This is a genomic window from Ochrobactrum sp. EDr1-4, from assembly GCF_049199085.1.
GTDB lineage: Bacteria > Pseudomonadota > Alphaproteobacteria > Rhizobiales > Rhizobiaceae > Brucella.
Genome location: NZ_JBLZOF010000003.1, coordinates 689,152 through 706,489, shown reverse-complemented (window position 1 = coordinate 706,489; position 17,338 = coordinate 689,152). Strand labels below are relative to the sequence as shown.

The window sequence follows — 17,338 nt, the reverse complement described above, 5'->3', positions numbered from 1 at the left end:
TTCAGGCCTCCTTCATGCGTTGTTTGGCAATCCTTAGATCGGAAAACCATACAAGTCCTCGCTGTAGCGCAATGAACAGGAACAGCAAGATACCAATCGCTATTTTTGTCCACCACGAAGACAGCGTTCCATCGAAAACGATATAGGTCTGTATCAGCCCCTGTATCATAATCCCGACAAAAGTGCCTGCCACCAGACCCGCACCGCCGGTCAATAGTGTTCCGCCGATGACAACCGACGCAATGGCATCAAGTTCAACGCCCACTGTTGCCAGCGAATAGCCCGATGATGTGTAAAGCGTATAGACGATGCCAGCGAGACCGGAAAGCACACCGGACATTGTATAGATGCCGATTGTCGTGCGGCCAATCGGAACGCCCATCAGTTCGGCTGATTGTGCATTGCCGCCAAGCGCATAGATATTGGCACCAAAGCGTGTGCGATGTGCAATGATGCCTGCAATGATGAAGACTGCGAGCATCAGCATGGCGATGAAGGTTAGCCTTCCGCCACCTGGAAGCCGGAAATAAAAGCCTTGTAGCGTATCGATGAACGGGTGCGAAATTGGCACTGACTGGGTTGAAATCAGGAATGCCGCGCCGCGTGCCAGAAACATGCCCGCAAGTGTCGCCACAAACGGCGGGATGCCGAGGAAATGGATCATCATTCCCATCCACGCGCCAAACATGGCGGCTATCACCAGCACGAGGCCGAAGGCAATCAGCGGATGCACGCCAAGCTGTCCGACAAGGACCGCCACAAAAACGCTGGTAAAGGCGATGACTGATCCGACCGAAAGGTCAATACCACCGGAGATAATCACAAAAGTCATGCCGACGGCAGCGATGCCGAGAAACGCATTATCGGTCAGAAGATTGCCAAGTACCCGCGTTGAAAGCATGTTCGGAAACTGGATAACGCAGATAGCATAGGCGAGCAGAAAAATTGCGACTGTTGTGACGAAAGGCAGATTGCGAAGCACTCTCATTGCCGTGCTCCTTGGTGCGTTGGCTTTGCGGGATTGTTTTTGCGTTCAGCACGCAGGAAGGTGAAGAAGCTGACGATGGCTGGCGACTGGAACGTCAGCACAATGACGATAATGCCCGCTTTGATGATGAGGTTGAATTCCGGCGGAAAGCCAGCCATCAGAATACCGGTATTGATCGACTGAATGATCAGTGCGCCAAGCAGCGAAGCCATGATCGAGAAGCGTCCGCCATTCAGCGATGTTCCGCCGATTACAACCGCCAGAATGGCGTCAAGCTCAAGCCAGAGACCGGCATTGTTGGCATCTGCGCCGCGAATATCGGCTGTTGCGATCAGTCCGGCGAGCGCTGCACAAAGTCCAGAAACTGCATAGACACTGAACAGGAGAAAGCGGGCTTTAACACCGGCCAGCATGGCTGCGCGGCGGTTGATGCCGGTTGCTTCAATCAGAAAGCCAAGTGCTGTCGAGCGCACCGCAAGTCCCACGACGAGACCCGCTAATATCCAGATGAGTACCGGCACCGGTACACCAAGAAACGAACCGGAGCCAAGGGTTGCGAAGGAATCATCGTTGAAGGTGAGGATTGCGCCTTCGGTGATAAGCTGCGCGATGCCGCGCCCCGCAACCATCAATATCAGTGTTGCGATGATCGGCTGGATATCGAAAACGGCGACCAGAAAACCGTTCCACAATCCGCAAACCAGACCAACGCCGAGTGCGACGGGTATGACAATTGCCAGCGGATAGCCTGCAACGATGAGCGATGCAGCCGTTGCGCCGCTGATTGCCATGACCGCGCCGACCGACAGATCAATGCCGCGGGTTGCGATCACCAATGTCATACCAACTGCGAGAATGGCGACAGGTGCAGCGCGCACCAGAATATCGATCAGGCTTCCGTAGAGGCGCCCATTTTGAAAGGAAATGCCGAGAAAACCCGGCGCAATGATAGTGTTTGCCGCAAGAATAAGCGCAAGGGCTGCCAGCTGGGGGCTCAGTCTTTTAAGTTTCTTGGCCATGCGAGCGATCATGCTGCGGCTTCCTTATTACTTCCCGTCTCAGCAATCGCACGCACGATGTTGTCAGCGGTGATTTCTTCGCCCTTGAGTTCTGCCACATGGCGGCGGTCCGAAAGCACGACAACGCGGTTTGCTACGGCTGCAAGTTCTTCAAATTCCGAAGAGATGATGACCAGAGACATGCCTTCGGTGCAGAGCTCGCCAATTAGTCTGAGGATTTCCGCATGTGCGCCGATGTCGATGCCGCGCGTTGGTTCATCAAGGATCAGCAGACGCGGATCTGTTGCTAGCCAGCGCGCCAGAATGGCCTTTTGCTGGTTGCCGCCCGACAAAAACTTAATAGGCTTGTCCGGATCAGGCGGGCGGATGTCCAGCGCTTTGATATAGCGCTGGGCCAGAGCCGCTTTTTCGCGTGATGAGATAGGCTTTGACCAGCCGCGCTTTGCCTGAACAGCGAGCGCGATATTCTCGGCCACCGAAAAATCACCGATAATGCCGTCGGTCTTTCGTTCTTCAGGGCAGAAGGCAAAGCGTTCGGAGATGGCTGCGACGGGCGAGGGTAGTTTCGTATCTTTGCCGTCAATGCTGAGTGCACCACTGTCTGCCTGATCGACGCCGAACATTAGAAGGGCAGTTTCTGTGCGGCCAGAGCCAAGCAATCCGGCAATACCGACAGCTTCACCCGGTCTAATCGCAAGATCAAACGGCGCAACGCTGCCTTTCTTGCCAAAGCCAGAAAAGCGGATGGGGGCAGTTGTGTTGTCGCTGACTTCCTCTGTGAGTTGGCGGCGCACGGTTTCCTGCAACTGATGACCGAGCATCATAGAAATCAGATCTGTACGCGGCAGGTCTGCAAGGTTTCGGCTGCCGACAAGCCGTCCATTGCGCAGCACGGTTGCGCAATCAGCAATATCATAGACCTGATCCAGAAAATGCGTGATGATGATGATGCCGAGACCTTCGGCCTTCAAATGGCGCAAGACGCCAAACAGCATTTCAACTTCGTGCGCATCGAGACTGGCCGTTGGCTCATCCAACACCAGCACCTTGCCGGAAACATCGACGGCCCGGGCGATTGCGATGATCTGCCGGATGGCCACTGAATAGGCCGACAATGGCGCACCGACATCAATTGTGAGGCCATATCGGGCGAGCAGGGTGGCGGCATCTTTTTCCATGCGGCGACGGTCGATGAAACCGAAACGTCGCGGCTGGCGACCGAGAAACAGGTTTTCGGCAACCGTCAGATTTTCAAGAAGATTGACCTCCTGATAGACGGTTCCAATGCCAAGCGTTTGCGCTTGCATCACAGACGCGGGCGCTATTAACTGGCCCTCAAGCAATATTGAGCCGTCAAAGCCGTGATAGGCGCCGGTCAAGATTTTAATGAGCGTTGATTTTCCTGCGCCGTTTTCGCCAAGAAGCGCGTGGATTTCACCACGATTGAGCGCGAAATCGACGTGATCAAGTGCAGTCACACCGAGAAAAGATTTGGTTATTGAGCGCGCTTCAAGAAGCGGCGTTGCTGGCGTCTCGCGCGCAGCGATGTCGGGGCGAGCCATAGCAGTCTTCCGTTTGCGAATTGCAAAACTTGCTCCGGGCCGCGAAAGGGCGCGACCCGAAGACAATAATGTCACGCGAAGATCAGTAGCCGAGGCCCTTCTTGGCTTCGTAAACGCCCTTTGGATCATCAGCCTGCGTGTAAAGCTTGGATTCGGTCTGGATCCACTTTGGTGGAACCGTGCCCTTTTCCTTGAAAGCTTCAATCGCGTCAAAAGCCGGACCCGCCATGTTTGGCGTCAGTTCAACTGTCGCATTGGCTTCACCATTGGCCATCGCCTGGAAAATATCAGGAACGGCATCAATCGAGACGACCTTAATGTCGGTGCCAGGCTTCAAACCAGCTTCTTTGATGGCCTGAATAGCGCCTACGGCCATGTCATCATTGTGCGCGTAAACGGCGCAGATATCTTTGCCGCCACCTTCAGCTTTGATGAAGCTTTCCATGACTTCTTTGCCCTTGGTACGGGTGAAGTCGCCTGTCTGCGAGCGGGAAATCTTGATATTGTCGTGGCCTGCAAGCGCTTCTTCAAAGCCCTTCTTACGATTGATGGCTGGAGAAGAACCGGTGGTGCCCTGAAGTTCAACAACGGAGCAAGGCTTGTCGCCTACTTCCTTCACCAGCCAGTCGCCCGCGACCTTGCCTTCATGGACCTGATCGGATGTAACAGCAGTGAGGTAAAGGTCTTCCGGTGCATCGATCTGGCGGTCGAGAAGCACGACAGGAATTTCTGCTTCCTTGGCTTCCTTCAGAACCGCATCCCAACCGGTTGCAACAACCGGCGCGATCAGGATAGCGTCAACGCCCTGTGCGATGAAGCCACGAACGGCCTTAATCTGGTTTTCCTGCTTCTGCTGTGCGTCGGCAAATTTGAGTGCGTGGCCGCGCTTTTCAGCTTCCTGCTTGGTGACGCTGGTTTCGGCAGCGCGCCAGCCCGATTCCGAACCGATCTGCGAAAAGCCTACTGTCAACGAGGCGGCCGATGCGCTTGAAATAAGAGCAAAAGACAGGGCGGCCGTGAGGGCCGTCAGACTGCGTTTCATATTAGTTCCTCCCAATAAAAGGCTCTCCCAGCCTTCTCGTTTATCAAGCATATAATATTACTTTATGGCAAGCGTATTTCTTGTAAACAACTGGAATATGGGGTGCGACAAACGTGCATATTATCTAATTATATAACGAAAACATTAACTTAATAGCTGTTTTGTGCTGACAGTCCACACATGGCGCGCAGAGGGCGCTTTCACTTGCTTGACAAAATGCTGTTTGGCGAAATAGTCATATTAATAAGAAGGAGCTGTCTTTTTGCACTAGGATGCATTTAAGCGGTCGGGAAGAATGTTCCGCAAGTGTTTTGCGGAAAATGGGAGGTTTAATGTTACGTCTGGTACAGTTCCGCGATGCGAGCGGAGAAACACGTGTGGCTGCTTGCGATGATGAAGGTGCGGCACATGTCGTCAATGGCGTAACGACGACCTATGAACTGGCTTGGGCGGCAATTTCTGCGGGCATCAGTCTGAGCGAGCAGGTTGAACGCAATGGCAAAGGCGAAGCAGTTGATATTGATGCAGCGCTTGCCGCTGGTCAGGTTGGTCTGCCGATCACCCATGACGACCCGGCGCACCTGATCGTTGCAGGCACTGGCCTCACGCATCTTGGTTCTGCGGATGGTCGCGACAAGATGCACAAGGCCGCGCAGGCTGCTGAAAAGCCGACCGATTCCATGCGCATGTTCCTGATGGGTGTTGAAGGTGGCAAGCCAAAGCCCGGCCAAACCGGCGTGCAGCCGGAATGGTTCTATAAGGGCGATGGTTCGGCGCTGGTTGAAACCGGCGGTGAGCTGGTCTCGCCATCTTTTGCCGAAGATGGTGGCGAAGAGCCAGAACTTGCTGGAATTTATCTGATCGGTCCGGATGGTACGCCGTTCCGCTTGGGCTTCTGCCTTGCCAATGAGTTTTCCGATCATGTGACTGAAAAGCAGAACTATCTCTGGCTGGCGCATTCCAAGCTGCGTCAGGCTTCGCTCGGTCCAGAGCTTTATGTGGGTGCTCTGCCAGATCATGTTGAAGGCGTTTCGCGCATTAAGCGCGGCGATGACGTGATCTTTGAAAAGCCGTTCCTATCGGGCGAAGCGAACATGTCGCATACGATTGCCAATTTGGAACATCACCATTTCAAGTATGAACTGTTCCGTCGTCCGGGCGACATTCATGTGCATTTCTTTGGCACCGCAACACTGTCTTTCTCTGAAGGTGTGAAGACGGAAACGGGCGATCAGTTCGAAATTTCAGCAAAGCCTTTCCGTTATCCGTTGGTCAACAGACTGGCACAGGCGAAAGCCGACGATGTTGCCGTGAAGGCGCTCTAAAATGGCGACCGCATCCAATATCAATCTGGCGATTGTTGGTCTTGGCAAGATTGCCCGCGACCAGCATCTGCCATCGATTGAAGCCGTTGATGGTATTGAGCTGAAAGCGATTGCCAGCCGCAATGCCGGTCTTGATGGTCTGCCATCGTTTCACGATATTGACCAACTGCTTGCCAGCGATGTCGCCATTGATGCGGTGTCGCTTTGCACGCCGCCGCAGGGGCGATTCAACCAGGCTTATGCGGCGCTGAAGGCGCGCAAGCATGTGATGCTGGAGAAGCCTCCGGGTGCGACGATCTCGGAAGTACAGGCACTGACGCATTTTGCTGAAAAGCAGGGCGTTACGCTCTATGCAACGTGGCATTCGCGCGAAGCCGCAGCCGTTGAGCCTGCCCGCGAATTTCTGAAAGATGCTGCAATCAGGTCTGTTGCGGTGTCGTGGAAAGAAGACGTGCGCCATTGGCATCCCGGCCAGCAGTGGATCTGGGAGCCGGGTGGCCTTGGTGTGTTCGATCCAGGCATTAATGCGCTCTCAATCGTCACGCATATTTTGCCGGAACGGTTCTTCCTGACAAAATCCGATCTCTATTTCCCAGAAAATCGTGCGGCACCGATTGCAGCTGATCTTAGCTTTGAAACCGAAAGTGGCGTGCCGGTTTCCTTCGAGCTCGACTGGCGCCAGACCGGCCCGCAGACATGGGATATTCGCGTTGAGACCGACAAGGGCACGCTGCTTCTCAGCCATGGCGGTAGCCGTCTGACCATTGCAGGCACTGAGAAAATGGCTGAGCCTGATCGTGAATATCAGCGCCTTTACCAGAATTTTGTGAAGCTGGTTAGCGAAGGGCAGAGCGATGTTGACCTTTCGCCACTCACTCATGTGGCCGATGCCTTCCTTCTGGGACAGCGGCATGTGGTTGAAACTTTTGACGATTAAAGCGCATCCCGAAAAGTGTGAAACGGTTTTCGGAACAAGATGCGCGAAGAAACTAAAATTCAACACGCCGATCTAACTTTTAGGATCGGTGTCGAAGGAATTGGGACCGCCCAGCGGTCTCTTACCCACGCAGGACAATGAAATGAATAAGCCCGTCGATCCGAAAGCACCACGATTCCGTTCCCGCGCATGGTTCGATAATCCGGACAATGTCGACATGACCGCGCTCTATCTTGAGCGCTACATGAACTACGGTCTCAGTCAGGAAGAGTTGCAATCCGGTCGACCGATCATCGGTATTGCGCAGACGGGTTCTGATCTTTCACCGTGCAATCGTCATCATCTGGAACTGGCCAATCGCGTGCGTGAAGGTGTGCGTGAAGCGGGCGGTATCGTGATCGAATTTCCGGTTCACCCAATTCAGGAAACAGGTAAGCGCCCGACTGCGGGCCTTGATCGTAACCTTGCTTATCTCGGCCTTGTCGAGGTGCTTTACGGCTATCCGCTTGATGGCGTTGTGCTGACGATTGGTTGTGACAAGACCACGCCAGCTTGTCTTATGGCTGCTGCAACCGTCAATATTCCGGCGATTGCGCTTTCGGTTGGCCCGATGCTCAATGGCTGGTTCCGTGGCGAGCGCACGGGTTCGGGCACCATCGTCTGGAAGGCGCGCGAGCTGCTCGCTAAGGGCGAGATCGACTATGCAGGCTTTATCAAGCTGGTGGCGTCTTCGGCACCTTCGACAGGTTATTGCAATACGATGGGCACCGCGACAACCATGAATTCGCTGGCCGAAGCGCTTGGTATGCAGCTGCCGGGTTCGGCTGCGATTCCAGCGCCTTATCGTGATCGTCAGGAAGTGTCCTATCTGACGGGCCGTCGTATTGTGGAAATGGTTTATGAAGATCTGAAGCCAACAGACATCATGACCAAGGAATCCTTCATCAACGCAATTCGCGTTAATTCCGCGATTGGCGGCTCGACCAATGCACCGATCCATCTGAATGCGTTGGCGCGTCACGTTGGCGTCGATCTGACGATTGACGACTGGCAGAAATATGGCGAGGAAATTCCGCTTCTGGTCAATCTTCAGCCAGCGGGTGAATATCTCGGTGAAGATTATTACCATGCGGGCGGTGTGCCAGCGGTTGTTAATCAGCTGATGGGGCAGGGCCTCATTCATGAAGATGCGCTGACAGTTAACGGCAAGACCATCGGTGAAAACTGTAAGGGTGCTACGATTGAAGACAGCAATGTCATCAAGACCTATGATCAGCCATTGAAGAGCCATGCTGGTTTCCGCGTGCTGCGCGGCAATCTGTTCTCGTCGGCTATCATGAAATTGAGCGTTATCTCGGAAGAATTCCGCAATCGTTATCTCAATGACGACAAAGACCCGAATGCCTTTGAAGGCAAGGCTATCGTGTTTGACGGCCCGGAAGATTATCATCATCGCATCGACGATCCCTCGCTGGAAATCGATGAGCGTTCGGTTCTGTTCATGCGTGGCGCTGGGCCAATCGGTTATCCGGGTGCGGCGGAAGTCGTGAACATGCGCGCGCCGGATTACCTTCTCAAGAAAGGCATAAGCTCGCTGCCTTGCATCGGTGATGGCCGTCAGTCGGGCACATCCGGTTCGCCTTCGATCCTCAATGCGTCACCGGAAGCCGCTGCTGGTGGTGGTCTGGCGCTGCTCAAGATGGGTGATCGTGTGCGTATCGATCTTGGTCGCGGCACTGCCGATATTTTGATTTCCGATGAAGAACTCGCAGAGCGACGCAAGGCTCTGGAGGCTGCTGGCGGATATAAATATCCGGAAAGCCAGACCCCTTGGCAGGAGATTCAGCGCGCTGTGGTTGGCCAGATGGAAACAGGTGCGGTTCTTGAAAACGCCGTTAAGTATCAGGACATTGCGCATACGCGTGGCCTGCCGCGAGATAACCACTAAATGTCCGGCGCAAAAACACCATTCGCGGCAGTTGCGGACTGGGGAACAACCCGGTTCCGCCTCTGGACGCTGGATGCCGATGGCAATGTACTCACTGAAAGTCGTGGTGACGACGGGCTGCTGCACGCGAAAGAGGCCGGTTTTGAGGTAACGCTCGAACGGCATCTGGCTCAGGTTGATGCACCTGATGATTTGCCGGTGGTGATCTGCGGCATGGCAGGTTCGCGCACCGGCTGGATTGAAGCGCCTTATATGAGCCTGCCTGCTGGACTGGAAGGTATCGTTGCTGCTGCGGTTCGCGTGCCTGCGAAACGGCATGTCATCATGTTGCCGGGCGTTGCGCGTCGAAGCGAGGATGCGCCGGATGTGATGCGCGGCGAAGAAACCAAGTTACTTGGTCTGGTGCATCGTGGCACGCGTGATGCCCGGGTGGTGATGCCCGGCACGCATGCGAAATGGGTGAATATCGCAGACGGCAAGCTCAGTGATTACCGCTCTTTCATGACGGGCGAATTGTTCGCGCTTTTGAAAGACAAGTCGGTTCTGGCGGGTGCGCTTGAAGGAGCTGGGCCGGTTGATCCAAAGAGTGCAGCCTTTGCGGCTGGTGTCAAAGCTTCACTTGAGACACCAGAGCTTATTGCCAATGCGCTCTTTACGGTGCGCGCTGGCTGGCTGGTGCATGATTATAAGCCGACAGATCAGCTTGCACGTCTGTCGGGTCTGTTGATCGGGCTGGAAGTTGCCGGTGGTCGCACTTTGTTCGGAGAGACGAGCGAAGTGCTGTTGCTTTCAGATGGGATGATGGGTGCGCTTTACGCATCGGCACTTGAGATTGCAGGCATTAAAGTCAATCGCATCGAAGCCGATGAGCTGGTGCGCGATGGGCTGTTTATGGCGGCAAAACACGCATTTGCGGGAGGCGCGCAATGAGCGAACGTATCGCATGGCCAAAGCTGCGTTATCCGCTGGTGGCTATCCTGCGCGGCATTCGGACAGAAGAAACGGAAGCGATTGTTTCTGCACTGATTGAAACAGGCTTCGAAGCAATCGAAATTCCGCTCAACTCGCCGGAGCCGTTCGTGTCCATTGAAAAGGCTGCCAAGCTCGCACCAGCCAATGTGCTGATTGGTGCTGGAACTGTGCTGTCGGTCGAGAGTGTTGATCGGCTCAATGATGTTGGTGGCCGACTTCTGGTCAGCCCGAATGTCGAGCCTGATGTTATTCGCCGTGCGACCAAGCATGGCATGGTGACGATGCCGGGCGTGTTCACACCGACCGAGGCTTTCAGCGCAATTCATGCTGGCGCATCCGCGCTTAAATTCTTCCCGGCAAATGTGCTGGGTGCAGAGGGTATCAAGGCGATCTCGGCTGTGTTGCCGAAGGATATTCCGGTGGGTGCCGTGGGCGGCGTATCGGAGAATGATTTTGCAACCTATCGGGCAGCAGGAGTGAGCTGCTTTGGTTTGGGTTCCAGCCTTTATAAGGCCGGGTTGACGGTCGCTGAGGTGCGCGAACGTGCGCAGCGGGCGGTTGCGGTATGGGACAACATCGCGGGCTAGAGCATGTCTCCCAAAAGTGGGAACCGGTTTTGGGACAAAGACATGCGTGAAAAAGCTTAATGCGATGTGTTTGGAGGAATTCCGCAGGGCCTACGGCGGGGGCGGAAATTTGGGAGAATGGCAGGCTCAAAGAGCCTGCTCTATTATGGGAGTGAGACAATGGCAGGCATGAAATCATTCACACTGGCAGCGGCGCTTGCCGCCTTTGCCTTTACTGGCTTTGCACATGCCGAGGACAAGGGCCTCGTTGGCGTTGCAATGCCAACCAAGTCTTCGGCACGCTGGATTGCCGATGGCGACAACATGGTGAAGGTGCTGCAGGAGCGCGGTTATAAGACCGACCTTCAATATGCTGAAGACGATGTGCCGAACCAGTTGGCGCAGATCGAAAACATGGTCACCAAGGGTGCCAAGGTGTTGGTCGTTGCATCGATTGACGGTACCACACTGTCGGATGTTTTGGCCAAGGCCAATGATGCAGGCATCAAGGTTATCGCTTATGACCGCCTGATCCGTGACACGCCAAATGTTTCTTATTATGCAACCTTCGACAATTTCCAGGTTGGCGTTTTGCAGGCGCAGTCGATTGAAAAGGCGCTTGATCTGAAGAACAAGGAAGGCCCGTTCTATGTCGAGCTTTTCGGTGGCTCGCCAGACGATAACAATGCCTATTTCTTCTACAATGGCGCGATGTCGGTTCTGCAGCCTTACATCGACAGCGGCAAGGTTATTGTTGGCAGCGGTCAAACCGGCATGGACAAGGTAGCAACGTTGCGTTGGGACGGTGCAACCGCTCAGGCACGTATGGATTCGATCCTGTCGGCCTTCTATTCCGACAAGAAGCTCGACGCTGTGCTTTCGCCTTATGACGGTATTTCCATCGGTATCCTGTCATCGCTCAAGGGCGTCGGTTATGGCAGCGGCGACATGCCAATGCCTGCGGTTTCCGGTCAGGATGCCGAAGTGCCTTCTGTTAAGTCGATCCTCGCAGGTGAGCAGAACTCCACCATCTTCAAGGACACGCGCGAACTTGCAAAAGTCACCGTCGATATGGTTGACGCTGCGATGAGCGGTAAGGAACCGGAAGTCAACGACACCAAGACCTATGACAATGGCGTCAAGGTTGTGCCGTCTTATCTGCTCAAGCCTGTGATCGTCGACAAGTCAAACTGGAAAGAAGTTCTGGTCGATAGCGGTTATTACAAAGAAGACCAGATTAAGTAATTTCTAAATTTCCGATGTTCCAGAGCGCCGTGTGTATTTTCAAACATGCGACGCTCTCGATAACCCAGCTTTCTGACTGGGGTGGACTAAAGAATTGACAGCGTTGTCTTTCAAATTTTGAGACATTTGTACGCTGTATTGCAATGGGAGCGAGCGATGAGTGTAGCCAATCCTGTTCGGCTTCAGGATCGTGGAGATCAGCCGGAAATCGGCGGTCAGCCAATTCTGGAAATGCGCGGCATCAGCAAATCTTTTGGTGTGGTGAAGGCTCTGAGTGACGTCAATTTCACGGTGATGCCGGGAGAAATTCACGCATTTGTCGGTGAGAATGGCGCCGGTAAGTCCACGCTGATGAAAGTGCTGTCGGGTGTTTATCCGTCTGGCAGCTATGACGGCTCGATTGTCTTCGATGGTGAAGAGCGGCACTTCCGCGATATCAATGATTCCGAAGCGCTGGGCATCGTCATCATCCATCAGGAACTCGCCCTTGTGCCGCTGATGTCGATTGCCGAGAATATCTTTCTCGTCAACCCTCCCGGTTCTTACGGGGTTATTGATCGCGGTGAAGTTTATCAGCGCACGAAAGTGCTGTTGAAGAAAGTAGGCCTCACGGAATCGCCCGATACGCTGGTGACGGATATTGGCGTCGGCAAACAGCAGCTCGTCGAGATTGCCAAGGCGCTTTCAAAGCGTGTGAAGCTACTGATCCTTGATGAGCCTACAGCGAGCTTGAACGAGACTGACAGCGCGGCATTGCTGGCATTGTTGAAAGAGTTTCGTGCGCAGGGCATCACGTCGATCCTGATTTCGCACAAGCTCAATGAAATTCGTGAAGTGGCCGATAAGATCACCGTGCTGCGCGATGGCCGCGCGGTTGCGACGCTGGATTGCCATGAGGGTGAAGTCGAAGAAGATGAGATCATCCGCAAAATGGTCGATCGCGATCTCGAAAGCCGCTATCCAAAGCGCGATCCGAAGATTGGTGAGGTGATTTTCGAGGCTGAAAACTGGTCCGTTTATCATCCGCTGCACCCGGAGCGACACTCGGTTAAAAATGTTTCGTTTAATGTGCGTGCCGGTGAAATTGTCGGCATTGCAGGCTTGATGGGCGCTGGTCGTACCGAGTTTGCTATGAGCCTGTTTGGGCGTTCATGGGGCACGAACATTACCGGCGAAGCGCGGATGCATGGCAAGCCGGTTGATATTTCAACGGTTGCCCGCGCCATCAAATCAGGCCTCGCTTACGTGACCGAAGACCGCAAAAAGCTCGGTCTTGTGCTTGGCGAGAATATCTCGCGCAACATATCGCTCGCGCATTTGCGTGGTGTCAGCCCAAAAGGCGTGATCGACAGCATCCGCGAAATGAAGGTTGCCAACGACTATCGTCAGCAGATGAGCATCCGCTGCCACAATGTTTATCAGGAAACCGGCACGCTTTCCGGCGGCAACCAGCAGAAGGTGGTGCTGTCGAAATGGCTGTTCACCGGGCCGGATGTGCTGATCTTGGATGAGCCGACGCGCGGCATCGATGTTGGCGCGAAATACGACATTTACACAATCATAAATTCACTGGCCGAAAGCGGCAAGGGCGTGGTCGTCATTTCATCCGAAATGCCAGAGCTGATCGGGATCTGCGACCGAATTGTCGTCATGCATGAGGGAGCCTTCGTTGGCGAAGTGGCTGGCGAAGAAGCGACGCAGGAAAACATCATGCGTGCGATCATGCGCAATAAGGGAAAACAATCATGAGCGAGAACGTAGTTCACAATAGCCCGGGCGGACAGAAAGCGCCAAGTGGTATCGGGCGTTATCTCAAAAATAATCTGCGTGAATCGGGAATGCTGCTCTCGCTTATCGCGATCATGATCTTTTTCCAGATCGTCACCGGCGGCGTGCTGATGAAGCCGCTGAACCTCACTAACCTCGTTTTACAAAACAGCTATATCGTCATCATGGCACTTGGCATGTTGCTGATTATCGTGACCGGACACATTGATTTGTCGGTTGGTTCCGTGTGCGGATTTATCGGAGCGCTTGCAGCCGTGATGATGGTGCGCTGGGGAATTCCGTTCCCGATTGCTGCCATTCTGTGCCTGATTGCGGGTGGTATTATCGGCGCGATGCAAGGGTTCTGGGTCGCCTATTTTAATATCCCGTCCTTTATCGTAACCCTTGCAGGCATGCTGGTTTTCAAAGGCTTGATGCTGGCGGTTCTCGGTGGACAGTCGGTCGGTCCATTCCCTCCGATGTTTCAGAAATTGTCGTCGGGCTTTATTCCTGAGTTTATTGGTGCGACGGGCGGCGTCTATCTGACCTCGCTGATCCTCGGTATTGTGTTGGCTGGCTTTCTCGTCTGGCAGAACTCAAGATCGCGGGCGCGTCATATTGCGCATGAGGTGGAAACAGAGCCGTTTGGCTTCTTCGTGATCAAGAATATAGTGCTGTTTGCCGGTATCGCTTATCTCGCATTGCTGATTTCATCGCATCGCGGCATGCCTAATGTGTTGATTATTATGGCGGTTCTGATTGCAGCCTATGCGTTCCTCACCACGCGCACAGTCATTGGTCGTCAGATCTATGCAGTTGGTGGCAACCGTCATGCGGCGAAACTTTCGGGGGTGAAAACCGAACGACTGACCTTCCTTGCATTCGTCAATATGGGTGTGCTGGCTGCACTTGCTGGTCTGGTTTTCGCAGCGCGCCTTAATACGGCAACGCCAAAGGCCGGACTTGGCTTTGAGCTTGATGTGATTGCCGCCTGCTTCATCGGCGGTGCGTCGGCCTATGGCGGCGTGGGCCGTGTAACAGGTGCTGTGATCGGCGCGCTTATTATGGGCGTGATGAATAACGGTATGTCGATCTTGGGTATTGGCATCGACTATCAGCAGGTCATCAAGGGTATCGTTCTGCTGGGTGCGGTGTGTATCGACGTCTATAACCAGCGCCGCTGAGGCGGCGATATTTCGGCACACCATACCCAAAATCTCATTCGCCTCAGATGTTTGGGCATTGAAAGCGAATGTTTAAGATCGAGGTGTTTTAGCGCTTTTGCTCCGCTCTTTTGGGAGAGGGAGGCGTGAGCAAACCGGGCCGGAACTCAGTTCCGGCCCGATCTGTTTTCAGCCTGATTTACTATTCTCAGATTGCCGTGCGGCGAGCGTGGTCGAGATAAATCTCACGCAGCTTGAGTGCGACCGGACCTGGCTTGCCACCACCAATTGGCTTATCGTCTATAAACGAAATCGGCGTTACAAAAGTACCCGCACTCGTCATGAAAGCTTCTTTTGCAGCATAGGCTTCATCAATCGTGAAAAGACGCTCTTCAAGCTTCATGCCGGTTTCCGCGATGAGCTGTAAAAGGGACAAACGTGTGCAACCCGGCAAGACCGCATTGCTGTTCGGGCGGGTGACGATGACGTCATCCTGCGTGACAATATAGCCGGTCGAAGATGCGCCTTCGGTGACGTAGCCGTCCTCTAACATCCAGGCTTCATCGCAACCGGAACCCTTGGCGATTTCCTTGGCGAGAGCCTGTGGCAGAAGGCAGACGGTTTTGATGTCGCGACGCTTCCAGCGCAGATCATCAAGCGAAAGTACGCGGATGCCTGTTGCGACTTCCGGCCTGTTGGCGAGGGCTTTAACTTGGGTGAACAGAACTAAGGATGGCTTCAAGCCTTTAGCGACAAAATCACGGTCGCGACCGTCACCGCGCGTAACTTGCAAATAGACCAGACCTTCAGTGAGATTGTTGCGGCGGATCAGTTCACGCTCGATCTCGACAATCTCATCTTCGCTCATTGGCATAGGAATGCCGATTTCACCTGTCGAACGACGCAGGCGCTTCATATGCGGGTCGCTATCGACCAGCTTGCCGTCTAGCACGGCGGTTACTTCGTAAATTCCGTCACCAAAGAGAAAACCACGATCAAAGATCGAGATTTTTGCATCGCGCGCGGTGACATATTCGCCATTCACATAAACGATGCGATCTTCAAGTTCTGCTGAAACGGCCATGGTGGGAAGTCCTGAAAAAAGCGCATAACCAAAGCGCTAAAAAGAAAAGGCTGCGAAGAACATCGCAGCCTTTTCTTAAGATACCATCTCATCAGAAGGAACAATAATTTTCAGGCAGCCTGCTTTGCTGCTGTAATTGCTTCGCTGCGGATTTCTTCGGTGAGCTTTAAGCGCAGTTCAGAGAATTCCGGGCTGGCTTTGACCTGATAAGAACGCGGGTGCTCGATATTGACTGGCGTGATCGATTTGATCTTGCCTGGACGAGCGGTCATCGTGACGACGCGGGTCGCCATGAATATCGACTCCTCAATATCGTGGGTGACGAAAATCACGGTTTTCTGCTCACGTTCCCAGATGCCGAGTAGGAGTTCCTGCATCAGTCCACGCGTCTGGTTGTCGAGCGCGCCAAAAGGCTCATCGAGCAGCAAAATCTTTGGATCATTAGCGAGTGCGCGGGCAATTGCCGTGCGCTGCTGCATCCCGCCCGAAAGCTGCTTGGGCCAGTGATTTTCAAAGCCGCGCAGGCCGACTTTGTCGATATAGCTATCGATGATCTCGCGGGCCTGTTTTTCTGGCATGCCTTTTTCGCGCAGGCCGAAACCGACATTCTGCCGAACGGTCAGCCATGGAAACAGCGTATAAGACTGGAACACCATACCGCGATCAGCACCCGGTCCTTTGACCGGCTGACCTTCGAGTGTCACCGTGCCAGTTGTCGGCTTGTCGAGACCCGCAATAATACGCAGGAGTGTGGACTTGCCGCAGCCCGATGGGCCGAGAATAGTCACGAAATCATTCTTCGGAATGATGAGATCGGTTGCCTGTAGCGCCAGTGTTGGTTTGCCGCCGTGAACACCCGGAAAGGTACGGCTCACGCCTTTGACGACGAGTTCCTGTTCGGTTGTCGTAACCATTACGCAAACCTCCACGCAAAGAGCCAGCGGTTGATATATTTGAAGGCCAGATCAGAAATCAGCCCGATCACGCCGATCACGATAATGCCGAAAATGATCTGCCCGGTGGCCATCAGCGCCTGCGAATTGATGATCATATAGCCGATGCCTGACGATGCGCCGATCAGCTCTGCCACGATCACATAAGTCCATGCCCAGCCCAGCACGAGGCGCAGCGTTTCGGCAATATCGGGAGCGCTTGAAGGCACAAGCACACGGCGAATAACGCCACGGTCCTTGGCGCCCAGCGTATAAGCAGCCTCCACCAGATCACGGCGTGTGCCGGAAACGATGACGGCGATCATCAGAATGAGCTGGAACACGGCGCCAATGAAGATAACGAGCAGCTTTTGTGTTTCGCCAATGCCTGACCAGAGAATGAGAAGCGGCACGAAGGCTGATGCCGGCAGATAGCGCGCGAAGGAAACGAAGGGTTCGAGCAGCGCCTCAATCGGCTTATAGGCCCCCATGGCGATGCCAAGCGGGATGGCGACGATGCTTGCCATGATGAAGCCGCCCAACACACGCCAGACAGTCATGCCGATATCCGACATAAAGCCCTGATTGGCAATGAGATCATATCCATCCTTCACCATCGTGATCGGATCAGCGAGGAAGGTGGGCGAAACAAAGCCTCCGAGCGTTGCAACGCCCCAAAAAGCGAAGAAAAGCAAGAAGAACAGAATTCCCAGAAGAATCCGGGCTCCATTTCCGATTGGTTGCATAGGCTGCATAGACATATCCGTTTAGTAAGACGGTCGCCTTCT

At 54.1% G+C, this 17,338-nt stretch carries 15 protein-coding genes; 8 read left to right on the top strand and 7 right to left on the bottom strand.

The window, feature by feature from the left end; genetic code table 11:
• Position 1 precedes the first annotated feature (1 nt).
• From yjfF to ytfQ, 4 genes are all read right to left on the bottom strand, one after another.
• Entirely contained in the window at positions 2 to 988 is a 987-nt protein-coding gene (yjfF, locus tag ACOZHT_RS14440; protein ID WP_310009635.1) for a galactofuranose ABC transporter, permease protein YjfF, read from the bottom strand.
• A complete protein-coding gene (locus ACOZHT_RS14435) occupies positions 985 to 2,019 on the bottom strand; it encodes an ABC transporter permease (protein WP_339511327.1) in 1,035 nt (344 codons plus the stop codon). Before ACOZHT_RS14435 ends, yjfF begins: the two co-directional genes overlap by 4 nt.
• On the bottom strand, positions 2,016 to 3,569 hold the full coding sequence (locus ACOZHT_RS14430; RefSeq protein WP_339511329.1) for a sugar ABC transporter ATP-binding protein: 1,554 nt from the start codon (positions 3,567 to 3,569) through the stop codon (positions 2,016 to 2,018). Before ACOZHT_RS14430 ends, ACOZHT_RS14435 begins: the two co-directional genes overlap by 4 nt.
• An 82-nt stretch (positions 3,570 to 3,651) precedes the next feature.
• Complete coding sequence (gene ytfQ / locus ACOZHT_RS14425) at positions 3,652 to 4,611, bottom strand: galactofuranose ABC transporter, galactofuranose-binding protein YtfQ (protein WP_339511331.1); 960 nt, start codon at positions 4,609 to 4,611, stop codon at positions 3,652 to 3,654.
• 332 nt (positions 4,612 to 4,943) lie between these two features.
• Between ytfQ and araD1 the strand changes: the two genes are divergently transcribed.
• From araD1 to mmsB, 8 genes are all read left to right on the top strand, one after another.
• Positions 4,944 to 5,936 carry an AraD1 family protein gene (araD1, locus tag ACOZHT_RS14420; protein WP_339511333.1) on the top strand — a complete coding sequence of 331 codons (993 nt, stop codon included), beginning with the start codon at positions 4,944 to 4,946 and terminating at the stop codon, positions 5,934 to 5,936.
• A gap of 1 nt (position 5,937) precedes the next feature.
• Positions 5,938 to 6,873, top strand: coding sequence for a Gfo/Idh/MocA family protein (locus tag ACOZHT_RS14415; protein ID WP_421565852.1), 936 nt, complete (start codon positions 5,938 to 5,940; stop codon positions 6,871 to 6,873).
• 142 nt (positions 6,874 to 7,015) lie between these two features.
• The gene (locus ACOZHT_RS14410) at positions 7,016 to 8,821 is read left to right on the top strand and encodes an IlvD/Edd family dehydratase (RefSeq protein ID WP_339511337.1); all 1,806 of its coding nucleotides are present in this window, start codon (positions 7,016 to 7,018) and stop codon (positions 8,819 to 8,821) included.
• Positions 8,822 to 9,751, top strand: coding sequence for a 2-dehydro-3-deoxygalactonokinase (locus ACOZHT_RS14405; protein ID WP_339511339.1), 930 nt, complete (start codon positions 8,822 to 8,824; stop codon positions 9,749 to 9,751). It abuts the gene before it with no gap.
• Positions 9,748 to 10,380, top strand: a complete 633-nt coding sequence (locus ACOZHT_RS14400) for a 2-dehydro-3-deoxy-6-phosphogalactonate aldolase (protein WP_421565851.1) — start codon at positions 9,748 to 9,750, stop codon at positions 10,378 to 10,380. Before ACOZHT_RS14405 ends, ACOZHT_RS14400 begins: the two co-directional genes overlap by 4 nt.
• 159 nt (positions 10,381 to 10,539) lie before the next feature.
• Positions 10,540 to 11,604, top strand: coding sequence for a multiple monosaccharide ABC transporter substrate-binding protein (gene chvE, locus ACOZHT_RS14395; protein WP_094505407.1), 1,065 nt, complete (start codon positions 10,540 to 10,542; stop codon positions 11,602 to 11,604).
• A 156-nt stretch (positions 11,605 to 11,760) separates the two neighbouring features.
• Positions 11,761 to 13,353: a multiple monosaccharide ABC transporter ATP-binding protein gene (mmsA, locus tag ACOZHT_RS14390; protein ID WP_339511342.1), complete on the top strand. Its 1,593-nt coding sequence runs from the start codon at positions 11,761 to 11,763 to the stop codon at positions 13,351 to 13,353.
• Positions 13,350 to 14,555, top strand: coding sequence for a multiple monosaccharide ABC transporter permease (mmsB, locus tag ACOZHT_RS14385; RefSeq protein ID WP_339511344.1), 1,206 nt, complete (start codon positions 13,350 to 13,352; stop codon positions 14,553 to 14,555). Before mmsA ends, mmsB begins: the two co-directional genes overlap by 4 nt.
• A 187-nt stretch (positions 14,556 to 14,742) precedes the next feature.
• Here mmsB and ACOZHT_RS14380 read toward each other — a convergent pair whose 3' ends face one another.
• The 3 genes from ACOZHT_RS14380 to ACOZHT_RS14370 form a co-directional block, all read right to left on the bottom strand.
• Positions 14,743 to 15,618 carry a D-amino-acid transaminase gene (locus ACOZHT_RS14380; RefSeq protein ID WP_339511346.1) on the bottom strand — a complete coding sequence of 292 codons (876 nt, stop codon included), beginning with the start codon at positions 15,616 to 15,618 and terminating at the stop codon, positions 14,743 to 14,745.
• 110 nt (positions 15,619 to 15,728) lie between these two features.
• Positions 15,729 to 16,532 carry an ABC transporter ATP-binding protein gene (locus tag ACOZHT_RS14375; RefSeq protein ID WP_339511347.1) on the bottom strand — a complete coding sequence of 268 codons (804 nt, stop codon included), beginning with the start codon at positions 16,530 to 16,532 and terminating at the stop codon, positions 15,729 to 15,731.
• Positions 16,532 to 17,305, bottom strand: coding sequence for an ABC transporter permease (locus tag ACOZHT_RS14370; RefSeq protein WP_339511348.1), 774 nt, complete (start codon positions 17,303 to 17,305; stop codon positions 16,532 to 16,534). Before ACOZHT_RS14370 ends, ACOZHT_RS14375 begins: the two co-directional genes overlap by 1 nt.
• Positions 17,306 to 17,338 lie beyond the last annotated feature (33 nt).